Below are 11,891 nucleotides of genomic sequence, written 5' to 3'. Positions count from 1 at the left end.
TCCCAGAGAGAGTGGCCTTTGAGCACGCTGATCGTTCTATTGCCGCCGCGTGATCCGGCGGTGCCGTCGCAGGAATGGCAACTGCCGGAATTGCCGTTCCTGCTGCTCGACAAATCGGGCCGTACGCAACGCGCCGGGCGCTCGGCGCTTGCGCTGCTGCCGCGCGCGTCGTCGACGGTGCTGATGGTCGCCGCGCGCGACCTCCTCATGATGCCCGCCACGCTGCCGCCCTTGCGCGGTCCGCGACTGCGTCAGGCGCTGCCGAACGTGGTCGAGGATCAGCTGATCCAGGATCCGCAGACGTGCCACATCGCGGTGGACCCGCAGCCGCTCGCCGGCGGTCGCCAGTTGCTCGCGATCGTCGACCGGGGCTGGTTCCGTTTCATCTGGGAAGCCTTTCAGACAGCCGGCCATCGCAGCGTGCGCGCCGTGCCGGTGACGCGCTGCCTGCCGCAAGGCGTGCCGCTCGATACGCCGGCGGAAGTCGCCGAAATGGTCAATGCGGGCGAACCGGTGATGGCCGGTTCGGCAAGCGTGGCCACCTCGCTGCCGGGCGTGGCGCCGGTGATGGCGCCGGGCCTCGCGGCCGTCGTGCCGATGGTGGCGGCGGTACTCGGCGCAGTGGTGCAAACGGCGCCCGCGCTGCTGCTGGAAGGCGCGGTCGAAGGTGCGATCGAAAGCGGCGTGCCGCGTGTCGAGCTGGCCGTCGCGCGCGGCGTGCAGGGCGAAGGGCTGGCGGTGCCGGCCAATGCAGTGAACGCGACGCTGGGTGCGCTCGCGGGCGCCGCGCCGGTCTCGCTGTACATGCTGACGGAAGTGCCGGGCAGCGAACCGCGGCTTGCCGCAACCGGCCCGGCCAAACTGGCTTCTTACGTACATGGCGCCAGTCCGCTGCCGTTCGAGCAACTGGCGCGGCGTGCTTTGGCGTGCCGCTTCGATCTGTGTCAGTTCGAATTCGCTTCGCAGCCGTGGCGGCTCGATCGCGCGACGCTGCGGCGTCTGCGTCTGCCGGTCGCGCTGGCAATCGGCGCGCTGGTGATCGCCCTGATCGGCGCAAACGTCCAGTGGCTGCTGCTGTCGCGTCAGCGCGACGCCATCAACACGCAGATGACCGAATTGCTGCTCAACACCTTCCCGAAGACCACGGTCGTGCTGGACGCGCCCGGTCAGATGTCGCGCCAGCTTCAACAGTTGCGCGTGGCAGCAGGCGAGCTTTCACCGGACGATTTCCTCTCGCTCGCCGACGGCGTCGCCCGTTCGCTCGCGCCGATTCCGGTGAACGGCATTGCCGGGCTCGATTATCACGACCATCGGCTCGACGTGACCTTCAAGCCCGAGGTGAAAGTCGACCCGGATTTCGCCAAACGTCTCGGCCGTAACGGCCTGAGCGGCGCGATCGACAGCAACACCGGCAAGTGGACCATCAGGAACGGACAATGAAAGCTGAACTCGCTCAAACATGGGCCGGATTCTGGGACCAGCGCACCGAACGCGAAAAGACGCTGCTCGCGTGGGGCGGTGGTGTGCTGGCCGTCGTGATCGCGTGGTCGGTGCTGTGGGCGCCCGCCCAGGAAGGCCGTTCGCGTCTGCGTGAATCGCTGCCGAGTCTGCAACGCCAGCTCGCGCAGATGACGGCCGAGGCCAACGAGGCGCGGCAGTTGTCGGCGGCGGCGCAGGGTGTCGCGCCGACCGGCGCCGCGCTGCGCGACGCGCTCACGGCCTCGCTCGGCGATCACGGGCTTGCCGCTACGCAGGTTCAGGTCATCGGCAATGCCGTGCAGGTGCAGATGAAGAACGCCTCGTTCCCGGCGTGGACGCAATGGGTCGACGACGCTCGCAAGCAGTTCAAGGTGCAGGTTGCCGAGGCGCACGTCACCGCCCTGAAGGACGACGGTCAGGTGGATCTGACGGCGTCGTTGCAACCGTCCACCGTCAAATGAGCGGGCCGACCCGGGATTTCGCATGAGTTACTGGACGCGACGCCTGCGTTTCGCCTTGCCGTGGATCGCGGTCGCCGTGCTGGCGAGCGCGGCCGTGTTGCTCACCCTGCTGCCCGCCGCGTGGATCACGCCGCAATTCGCCAGACAAACGCGCGGCCACGTCAATCTCGTCGATCCGGCGGGGTCGCTGTGGCACGGTTCGGCCACGCTGATGCTCGCGGCCGGTTCCGACATGAGCGCGGCCACCTTGCTGCCGGGGCGTATCGAATGGCGCACGTCGTTCTGGCCGCTTTTCACCGGCCGCGTCCACATGACCATGCGACATAGCGAAGCGATGCCCGAGCCGATCACCGTCGACGCCACGCCGCGCACCGCGACGGTCACCGCCGGCGCGATCGCCGTGCCGGCCTCGCTGCTGAGCGGCCTCGGCGCGCCCTTCAACACGCTCGATCTGCAGGGCGACGTGCGGCTCGCGTGGTCGGACTGGCGCAGCTTCAATCGCGAGGCATTCGGGCAGATGACCGTTACGCTGAACGATGTCAGCTCGCGCGTTTCGCTGGTCAAGCCGCTCGGTTCGTACCGGCTGCTGTTTCAGGCGCAAGGCGAGTCGTCGACGCTGGATCTGACGACGCTGAAGGGTCCGCTGATGCTGACCGGCAATGGCACGGTGTCGGCGGTCTCGACGTCGTTTCACGGCACGGCGAGTTCGGCGCCGGAAGCGCGCGACAATCTCGCGGGCCTGCTCAACCTGCTGGGACGGCCGAGCGGACCGGACACCGTGGCGCTGAGCTTCGTGCATTGATTGCACGCGCGGCAGGAAAGCGGCGCGAGCTCGACGCTCGATTCGCGGTGTGGATTGTTCAGTGACAAAGAAAAAGAGGCACGACCGCGTCATGCGGTCGTGCCTCTTTTTTGATCCGAAGGACTGGCTCCTTCGCGGCTACGATAGGGTGCGCCTTGCCTATTGCACCGCCGGTTGCGGCGCGGCACTTTGCGCGACGGGTACCGCCGACGCGGCCGGCGCGACGGGCGCGGCCACGTCGCCGGTTTCGCGATTCATCTGCGACGCGTCCCAACCGCCGCCCAGCGCTTTCACCAGACCCACCGACGACACCATGCGCTGTCCTGCAATCGACTCGAGTTTCTGTTCGGCAGTGAAGGCCGTGGTTTGCGCGGTCAACACGTTGACGAAGCCGACCGTGCCCGCCTTGTACTCGTTGGTGACGATGTCGAGCGCCTGACGGGCCGATGCCACCGCCTGCTGCTGCACGACGATTTCCTGCTCCAGAATGCGCTGCGACGCGAGGTTGTCTTCGACGTCCTGGAAAGCGGTGAGCACGGTTTGACGGTACGTTGCGACATCCTGGTCGTAGGTGGCGCGAGCCGCGTCGGTCTTGGCCTGGCGCAGGCCCGCGTCGAACAGCGTGGCGGCGAGTTGCGGGCCAAGCGTCCAGAACCGCGACGGCACCGTGAGCAGTTGCGAGAACACGGAGTTTTCGAAACCGCCTGTTGCCGACAGCGTGAGCGTTGGGAAGAACGCGGCAATCGCGACGCCGATCTGTTCGTTCGCGGCGGCGGCTTTGCGTTCCGCCGACGCGATATCCGGACGCCGCTCGAGCAGCGCCGACGGCATTTGCGCAGGCACGGCCGGCGGCGTGGCCGTCAGCGGCATGGGCGGAATCGAGAAGGTGGAAGCCGGTTCGCCGACGAGCACGGCGATGGCGTGTTCGTCTTGTGCGCGCTGCACGCCGTTGTCGATCGCGGACGCTTGCGCCGACTGCAATTGCGTCTGCGCCTGGATCACGTCCGAGCGTGCGGCGACGCCGGCCGCATACTGATTTTGCGTGAGTTGCAGCGAGCGCTGGTAAGCCGCGACGGTGTCGTCGAGCAGCTTCTGGGTGGAGTCGAGCGCGCGCAGCGAAAAGTACGTTTGTGCCAACGTGGCTTGCGCGGACAGACGCGCGTTCGCGAGGTCGGCGGCGGCGCCCTGCTGACCGGCCTTCTGCGAATTGACCGAGCGCGTGACCGAGCCCCAGAGGTCGGGCTCCCACGTCGCGTCTAGCTGGACGCTGACGCTGTTGGTGATGCCGCTACGGGTTTGCGTGCTACCCGACGATGCCGAGCCCGCGCCGGTGCCCGAGCGCGTGCCGCCCAGCGACGCACCGACCGTGGGGAAATACGCTGCCCGCGCTTCGCCGACCAGCGCGCGCGCCTGACGGTAAGCCGCCGCGTATTGCGCGATCGTCTGGTTCGCCGTGTTGAGTCGGTCTTCGAGCGCGTTCAGCTGCGGGTCCTGATAGTTCGTCCACCAGTCGCCGCGATCGTGCTGATCGGCCGGCTGCGCGACCTTCCAGCCCGGCGCGGCTTCCTTGTACGACGCCGGCACGTCGGCGGCGGGCCGCTGGTAGTCGGGGCCGACCGCACAGGCAGCCAGCATGGCCGCGAGGGCCGCCGCTACTGCGATGGTCAGGGCGCGAGGCGTAAGCATCCGCGCGCGCGAGATTCGATCAGACTGCATGCAATGGATTCCTTCTGGACGCCGCAGGATGGCCGATGGCGATTCCATCGGCCGGGCGAGATCATGGCTCTGCCGGAATGTTAGCGTATGAGCCCGCGCGGGCGCGGGAAACTGAAAGGGTAATGCGAGGCGGGAGGCAGGTGTGTTACTTAGGGTGTCGGGAAGGTTACGCGTTGTTACGACGCGTGCCGTCGGCAACGGCACGGACATCGCGCGATGACACGACGCAGATGGTCGACGTGATCCGCGGAAGGCGGAATCTCCCGAGCCGAACGTGTCAGACGCGCGAATCGGCCGTCGTTGTTTGACGTGCGAGTTTGCCGGCGGCGGCACGGCAAGGCGCGTCCCCCTTGGCGTGACAGGCGACGACCGGACCGCCAACAGCTGTTGCCGCAGCCGGGTTGCTCTTCGCTACCGCACTGCCCGCCGCAGTCTCCACGACCACTTTCGCGCCCTTCCCCTTCTGCGCCCGACGATGCTCCACCCAGGCCAGCACCGCGACACCCACCGACCCGCCCGGCAAAACGAACAGCACGGCGAACAGCGCGAGTTTCCACCAGCGGTGCGGGCCTTGAAAGCTGTTGAGCGCGGAATCGGTCAGGGAGCGGCTGAGGCCGCCAAGGGTGTTTTTCAGGTACAGCATGGAGGGAATCCTTGATGCGCGCCACATGCGCGGCGCGCTGCAATCGGTCAGAACATGGTCTCGGGTGGCGCGGGTCGCGCGTAACTCGTTGCCTACAATAATATTGACTATGCAATTAAATTTCAAGATACTTCGGCTGGCGTGACTTCGCTGTGTTGTTTTTCCGCAGATCGCGCGACGCGAAACCGGATTTGACTCGCCTGCTTAGGCAGCTAAACTCCATTCAGCTTGACGATGTTCCGGATACGATGACTGACGGACCTTACGACGCCGACGAGATTCACCTCGAATCGAGTCTCGGCTATTACCTGACGAAAGCGCGCAACGTACTGGTTGAGCGGATGGATCGTGCGGTCAAGCCGTTGGGTCTGACGGCGCAGCAGATCGGCGTGATTCTGCTTCTGTCGGCGCGGCGTGCGAGCACGCCGTTCGAGTTGTCGCGTGTCATGTCGTACGACAGCGGGTCGATGACGCGTCTGCTGGATCGCCTTGAAAAGAAAGGCTTTGTCGTGCGCACGCGTAGCGACGCCGACCGCCGCATGGTCATGCTCGAACTCACGGAGCAAGGTCACGAGGCCGCCCGGCAACTGCCCGCCCTCGGTGCGGCGGTGCTCAACGAGCAACTGCGCGGTTTTTCGCAGTCGGACCACGCGACGTTGTTGGACTTGCTGGGGCGGTTTATCGCCAACGGCATCGGCGGCGGCGAGAACGTCGGCTGCGGGATTGGAGCAGCAGAAACAGAAGAATCGGCAGACGAGTCGCCTGTCGTAACGCCGCAAAAAGGCGGCAAGCACTAAGCCAGCAGTACCCAGGAGGCGTCTTTTGAAGGCGCCGCTACTTGCAGATATCTGTCTGGGCAGAGGATGATCCGGCATGTAAGCGCGCCAAACAGTCCGCGCGATAAAGCTGCCGCGACAAGCTTTCCCGATTGAGGAGAAAAACCATGGCTGGTACGGCCCCCGCCGACGTTCTAAGCGACCCATCACCCGCCGCGCAACCTGCGCCGCAACCCGCCCCGCTTCAAGGCGCGGCGCTCGCCTTGCTGACTGTCGGCCTCGCGCTCGGCACCTTCATGGAGGTGCTCGACACGTCGATCGCGAACGTCGCCGTGCCGACCATCTCCGGCAGCCTGGGCGTGGCGACCAGCCAGGGTACGTGGGTCATTTCGTCGTATTCCGTGGCGTCGGCGATCGCGGTGCCGTTGACCGGCTGGCTGGCGCGACGCGTCGGCGAGGTGCGGCTTTTTACTTTGTCCGTGCTGCTTTTCACGATTGCTTCGGCGTTGTGCGGCTTCGCGCAGAATTTCGAATCGCTAATCGCGTTCCGGCTCGTGCAAGGACTCGTGTCCGGTCCGATGGTCCCGCTCTCGCAGACGATTCTCATGCGCTCGTATCCACCCGAGAAGCGTGGACTCGCGCTTGGCCTCTGGGCCATGACCGTGATCTGCGCGCCGATTTTCGGCCCCGTGATGGGCGGCTACATCACCGACAACTACACGTGGCCGTGGATCTTCTACATCAACGTGCCGATCGGCCTGTTCTCTGCAGTCTGCGCGTTCCTGCTGCTGCGCGGCCGTGAGACGAAAACCACCCAGCAGCGTATCGACGCGGTCGGGCTGACGCTGCTGGTGATCGGCGTGTCGTGCCTGCAGATGGTCCTCGACCTTGGCAAGGACCGCGACTGGTTCAACTCCACGTTTATCGTCACGCTGGCGGTGATCGCGGTCATTTCGATCGCGTTCATGCTGGTGTGGGAAATGACCGAGAGCGAGCCGGTGGTCGATCTTTCGCTGTTCAGGGATCGCAACTTCGCGCTTGGCGTGGTGATCATTTCGTTCGGCTTCATGGCCTTCTTCGGGTCGGTGGTGATCTTCCCGTTATGGCTGCAGACGGTGATGGGCTACACCGCCGGACTCGCCGGTCTGGCAACCGCGCCGGTCGGCATTCTCGCGCTGTTTCTGTCGCCGATGATCGGCAAGAACATGCACCGGCTCAATTTGCGCGTGGTGGCGAGTTTCGCGTTCATCGTCTTTGCGTTCGTTTCGTTCTGGAACTCCACGTTCACGCTCGACGTGCCGTTCAATCACGTCATCTGGCCGCGTCTCGTACAAGGGATCGGGGTAGCGTGCTTCTTCGTGCCGATGACCACGATTACCTTGTCCAGCGTATCGGACGAACGTCTTGCGAGTGCGTCGGGGCTGTCCAACTTTTTCCGGACCTTGTCCGGCGCAATCGGCACGGCAATCAGCACGACGTATTGGGAAAACGACACGATCCGCCATCACGCGATGCTGACCGATTCGGTGAACGTGTACGCCGCGACCACCAACGACTACACGAACACGCTGGCGAGCATCGGTTTGTCCGGCGACTCGCTCACGGCACAGCTCAATCAGACGGTCACGGCGCAGGCCTACATGCTCGCGACGAACGACTTCTTCCGCGTTTCGTGTGCGGCCTTTCTCGTGCTCGCGGTGCTCGTCTGGATCACGAAACCGCGCAAGGGCGTCGGCCCTTCGATGGGCCACTAGGCGCGCGACGCAGACACATCGTTCCGGCCGTTGCTCACTGTGTGACCGGCTCGCCGGTGGACGACGGCTGCGACTGTCCCTGCACCGAATCCGGATGGAGGGCAGTCGGCGCCGCTTGCGCCGGCTTCGCGCCATTCGGTGCGGTGCCCGAAGCGGCGCCTCGCACGTAGGCTTTGAAGTCCGCACCGGCTTCCCACGGGTTCGGCTTGCAGCCCATCGAACCGTCGCAATGCGCAGCAAAGCCGATGGTGGCGGTGCCGTCCGGGTTCGCGGTTCGCGTGATCTGATACGCGAGAGCGCGCTTGCCGCCGTCCGGACCCGCCGTCTGGATCAACGTGTCCGTCGCGGACTCGATCTTGTAGGTCGAATGGCTCGTGACCCATGTCTGGGCGCGCTGCCACCACGTGTCGCATTCCGCTTTGCTGGAACACGTCAACGGCGTGGTTGCCACCTGCATGACATCGGGATCGACCTGCCCCTGCGTCGAACATCCCGCTGTCACGAATGTTGCCGCTGCGCAAAAGACTGCCAACAGACTCTTGTTCATCACGGTGCTGCCTCCCTGTGTGGAGCGCGTCATACACGTTGGACCGCGACTGCGCGGCGGTGTTTCATACGCGACGACGAATCCTCGAAACGGCAGGAAAACTTGCCGGTGCAACGCTCGCGCATCGCACGATGCGTACACGTTACCTGCGCACAATAAAAAAGCGGCCCATGCGGGCCGCTTCTGCTGTCGTGCGTTACACGGGCAACTCAGACGCTGAAGCGATTGAGCGTGTACGCGCGGTAAGCCGCGACGAAGGCGTCGAAGGAACCGACTTCTTCCCGTTCGAGCTTGGCCTGTTCCGCAAGTGACTGTTCCGCGAGATCGGCAAACTCTTTGGTTTGCGCGGCGTCGAGCGGACGCGCACGGAAATAGGCGGCGTGCGCCTCGCTCTGCTCGAGTCCGAACGCGAGAAAACCCTGCTGCTTGTCGCGCATGGTTTGAAGCACGCGCGCCGACGGCGTGAGCGACGGGTCTGCGAGTTTTTTGCGTTGCTCCGCCACCGAGCGGGCGTGCGCGTCGCCGCCCTGCAAGGCGTCGAGTGCCGCGGCGGCGGCGTCGATTTTCACCAGCAGCTCTTCGGCCCACGCGGTCATCGCGACGGTTTGGCCGTCGCGTGTCAGTTCGAGGCCCGGCTTGCGTCCTTCCATGGTGACGCGGCCGAAGTTCTGATTGGCTTCGGCGTAAGCATCGGGCGGCAAGGTCGCGCTGTCGTCGAGCGCGCAGACCAGAAGATAGGCGTCGAGAAAGCGCGAGGTTTCGAGCGAAATGCCGGTCGGTTCGAACGGATCGATGTCCATGCAACGCACTTCGACATACTGCACGCCGCGCGCGGCCAACGCATGCAACGGACGCTCGCCAGGATGCGTGACGCGCTTCGGACGGATTGTCGAGTAGAACTCGTTTTCGATCTGCAACACGTTGGTGTTGATCTGCACCCACTCGCCGTCGCGCTGCGTGCCAATGGCTTCATACGCAGGATACGGCTGACTCACGGCTTTCGCGAGCGCGTCGAGATAGCCCGGCAAGGTGTCGTAGTCGGCGTGCAGCGCGGCTTGCGCCGTGGTGTTCGAATAGCCGAGATCGCTCATGCGCAGACTGGTCGCGTACGGGCGGTACAAGGTGTCGGCGTCGAACGATTCCAGCGTATGTTTGCGATCGCGGAGAAACCGTCGATCCAGCGCCGGCGACGCACCGAACAGGTACATCAGCAGCCAGTTGGTGCGACGGAAATTGCGGATCAGCGCGAGATAACGTTCGGACTGGAAATCGACGGCGCTTGCCGTGGATTGCTGGTCGGCATGCAGCACGCGCCACACTTCTTCGTTCAGCGAATAGTTGTAGTGAATGCCCGCGATGCACTGCATGGTGCGGCCATAGCGCAGCGCAAGACCGATCCGGTAGACGTACTTCAGTTTGCCGATATTCGAGCTGCCGTAATCCGCAATCGGAATGCCCTCGTCGTGCTCGGGCAGCAGACCCGGCATCGAGTTGTTCCACAGAATTTCGTCATCGAGTTGTGAATAGACGAACCGGTGCAGCGTGTCGAGTTTGTCGAGCGTCACGGCCACGTCCTGCTCGGCCGGCGTGATCAGTTCGAGCAGCGCTTCGGAGTAGTCGGTGGTGAGCGACGGATGCGTGAGCGCCGAACCCAGCGCGCGCGGATGCGGCGTCAAGGCGAGCTGGCCTTCGTGCGTGACGCGCAGGCTTTCCTTCTCGATGCCGCGCAGCCCGCGCTTGAGCGCATCGCGCTGCGGGCCGGAGGTCAGCACGGACAGGCGGTGCGAAAACGCGTCGGTCGTGCGGGAGGGTGTCGTGTTTGGCATTGATGCGAATCGGGCGTTGTCGGCCGCCATGTGCCGCTACGCTGCGGACATGCAGCACTGCGCGGTTGACAACGTTCGGCGGAATTTTCAGTAGCGGGCACTTTAACATCTCGCCACGACCCCTGCTTGCGGTCGCTTCGGGGCCGATTTTGGCCCGGCGCGGCGCCCGCTTTTCGCGTTGCCGTCAACCTCGATCTTCGCCCTTTTCCGGTCCGTTCGCAGCGACTTTTTGCAGACCGTTCCACCTCTCCGCGCGCGGTTCGCGCCGATCGACGCCCGCGTGCCGCTGTCGCCTTCCCAATCGATCGCGCGGCGATAGACACCCTCTTCCACCGCTTCTACGCCAGGCGTCGCGCGTCCGCCGAAAAAACGCAGCAGACGCGCCAATCGAAAGGCGCTTTGAAGGGCAGTTCGAGCGCGACGACTTCATCGAGCGTGCTCATGCAGCAAACTCGTGCAGCAGACTCACGCAGCGTGATCCTGGCTGCCGATCAACTCGGCAGCGGCGTCTTCATTGCGGCGCGATGATCTGGACGATGCGTCGCTCGCGTGCTGCGCCTCGTTGTCGAGCAATGCGGCCTTGCGCGGCAAGCCCCACCGATAACCCGCGAGCGCCCCGCCTTTTTGCACCACCCGATGACAGGGAATGGCCAGTGCCACCGGATTCGTCGCGCAGGCGGTCGCGACGGCACGCACCGCACGCGGCGAGCCGACCGCCTCGGCGATCTCGGAGTAGCTGCGCGTCTCGCCGTACGGAATGCGCCGCAGCGCGTCCCACACGCGCTGACGAAACGCCGTCGCGGCAATGTCGAGCGGCAGATCGAAGTCTTGCCGCGTGCCGCGCAGGTAAGCGTCGATCTGGGCCAGAAAGGGCGCCAGCGACGCCGTATCTTCGACGAGTTCGGCGTTGGAAAACTCGTCGCGCAGCTCGGCGGCGAGCAGCGTTGCGTCGTCGCCGAAAGCGATCTTGCAGATGCCTTTGCCCGTGGCGGCGATCAGCACGTAGCCGAGCGAAGTCGGCGCGTGGGCGTAGCGCACGGTGAGGCCCGCGCCCTTGCGGCGGAACGCCGACGGTGCCATGCCCAGTTCGGCCGATGCGCTGTCGTACATCCGCGACGGCGAGCCGAAACCGGCATCCAGCGTGGCGCGCGTGACGTCGGCGCCGCTCTGCAGCGCGCCGCGCAGAGCCGCGCCTCGCTGCGCCGCCTGATACTGCCGGGGCGACACGCCGACCACGCGCTTGAACAGGCGCTGCAGGTGAAACGCGCTGACGTGCACGGCGTCGCTCAGCTGCGCGAGCGTAAGACGCTGCTGCGGCTCGGCGTCCAGCACCGCGCAAGCGCGTCGGACGATTTCCAGCTCACGCGGCAAGCCGCCGGGCTGGCAGCGTTTGCAATCGCGATAGCCCGCGGCGCGTGCGGCGTCGACATTGGTGAAGAAATCGACATTCTCACGACGCGGCTGGCGCGACGCGCACGACGGCCGGCAAAACACGCCGGTGGTTTTGACGGCGTAGAAAAACGCGCCGTCGGCTTGCGCATTGCGGTGCGTGACGGCGTCCCAGCGTTCGGCGTCGGAAGTCCAGCCGGCGGTGTCGGACTGTTCTGCGGTGATGTCGGTGCGGTTCATGATGGTCCCGGAATGGCTGTATCGATGCTCACCAATGTAAGCCGCATGCCGACACAGTACGCTCCGGTTCTTGCTCTGTCATTGGCGTTCGCCCGTTGAGGCACGAAGCCCCGCCAGGCGCCGGTTTCGGTCGCCCCGGCAGTTCAAACTGCGACAATTTGGCACGATATCGGGTTTTCCCTTAAAAAGTTATTGCGTCGCACCAACCCCGTGTGTATATTAGTACCTGTCTCCTCCATGTCTCCTCCTGATATGGAT

10 protein-coding genes and 1 pseudogene are annotated in these 11,891 nt (G+C 65.0%); 5 read left to right on the top strand and 6 right to left on the bottom strand.

Annotation, left to right across the window (positions count from 1 at the left end; all coding sequences use genetic code 11):
* Nucleotides 1-18: 18 nt before the first annotated feature.
* The 3 genes from gspL to P3T18_RS10560 are packed head-to-tail and all read left to right on the top strand — an operon-like array spanning nt 19 to nt 2,742.
* Complete coding sequence (gene gspL / locus P3T18_RS10570; RefSeq protein ID WP_429299844.1) at nt 19-1,440, top strand: type II secretion system protein GspL; 1,422 nt, start codon at nt 19-21, stop codon at nt 1,438-1,440.
* A complete protein-coding gene (locus P3T18_RS10565) occupies nt 1,437-1,940 on the top strand; it encodes a type II secretion system protein M (protein ID WP_429299843.1) in 504 nt (167 codons plus the stop codon). Before gspL ends, P3T18_RS10565 begins: the two co-directional genes overlap by 4 nt.
* A gap of 22 nt (nt 1,941-1,962) precedes the next feature.
* Nucleotides 1,963-2,742 (top strand): type II secretion system protein N, encoded by a 780-nt coding sequence (locus P3T18_RS10560; protein ID WP_429299842.1) that lies wholly within the window; start codon nt 1,963-1,965, stop codon nt 2,740-2,742.
* A 159-nt stretch (nt 2,743-2,901) separates the two neighbouring features.
* On the opposite strand, the gene P3T18_RS10555 is transcribed toward P3T18_RS10560, so the two are convergent.
* The gene (locus P3T18_RS10555) at nt 2,902-4,458 is read right to left on the bottom strand and encodes an efflux transporter outer membrane subunit (protein ID WP_429299841.1); all 1,557 of its coding nucleotides are present in this window, start codon (nt 4,456-4,458) and stop codon (nt 2,902-2,904) included.
* A 277-nt stretch (nt 4,459-4,735) separates the two neighbouring features.
* Entirely contained in the window at nt 4,736-5,101 is a 366-nt protein-coding gene (locus P3T18_RS10550) for a hypothetical protein (protein ID WP_429299840.1), read from the bottom strand.
* Between the two features lie 248 nt (nt 5,102-5,349).
* On the opposite strand from P3T18_RS10550, the gene P3T18_RS10545 reads away from it, so the two are divergent.
* Both P3T18_RS10545 and P3T18_RS10540 read left to right on the top strand, forming a co-directional pair.
* Nucleotides 5,350-5,898 carry a MarR family winged helix-turn-helix transcriptional regulator gene (locus P3T18_RS10545; RefSeq protein WP_429299839.1) on the top strand — a complete coding sequence of 183 codons (549 nt, stop codon included), beginning with the start codon at nt 5,350-5,352 and terminating at the stop codon, nt 5,896-5,898.
* A 146-nt stretch (nt 5,899-6,044) separates the two neighbouring features.
* Complete coding sequence (locus tag P3T18_RS10540) at nt 6,045-7,631, top strand: DHA2 family efflux MFS transporter permease subunit (protein WP_429299838.1); 1,587 nt, start codon at nt 6,045-6,047, stop codon at nt 7,629-7,631.
* A gap of 34 nt (nt 7,632-7,665) precedes the next feature.
* On the opposite strand, the gene P3T18_RS10535 is transcribed toward P3T18_RS10540, so the two are convergent.
* From P3T18_RS10535 to ada, 4 genes and pseudogenes are all read right to left on the bottom strand, one after another.
* Nucleotides 7,666-8,178, bottom strand: a complete 513-nt coding sequence (locus P3T18_RS10535; protein WP_429299837.1) for a hypothetical protein — start codon at nt 8,176-8,178, stop codon at nt 7,666-7,668.
* A 209-nt stretch (nt 8,179-8,387) separates the two neighbouring features.
* Nucleotides 8,388-10,004, bottom strand: a complete 1,617-nt coding sequence (gshA, locus tag P3T18_RS10530; RefSeq protein WP_429299836.1) for a glutamate--cysteine ligase — start codon at nt 10,002-10,004, stop codon at nt 8,388-8,390.
* 279 nt (nt 10,005-10,283) lie between these two features.
* Nucleotides 10,284-10,447 (bottom strand): annotated as a pseudogene (locus P3T18_RS10525) (AlkA N-terminal domain-containing protein); the annotation flags it as partial.
* Nucleotides 10,448-10,469: 22 nt separating this feature from the next.
* The gene (gene ada / locus P3T18_RS10520; RefSeq protein WP_429299835.1) at nt 10,470-11,633 is read right to left on the bottom strand and encodes a bifunctional DNA-binding transcriptional regulator/O6-methylguanine-DNA methyltransferase Ada; all 1,164 of its coding nucleotides are present in this window, start codon (nt 11,631-11,633) and stop codon (nt 10,470-10,472) included.
* Between the last annotated feature and the right edge of the window lie 258 nt (nt 11,634-11,891).

Source organism: Paraburkholderia sp. GAS199 (assembly GCF_050436585.1).
GTDB lineage: Bacteria > Pseudomonadota > Gammaproteobacteria > Burkholderiales > Burkholderiaceae > Paraburkholderia.
Note: the sequence above shows the minus strand (reverse complement) of the source record. Positions and strands in the feature narration are given on the sequence as shown.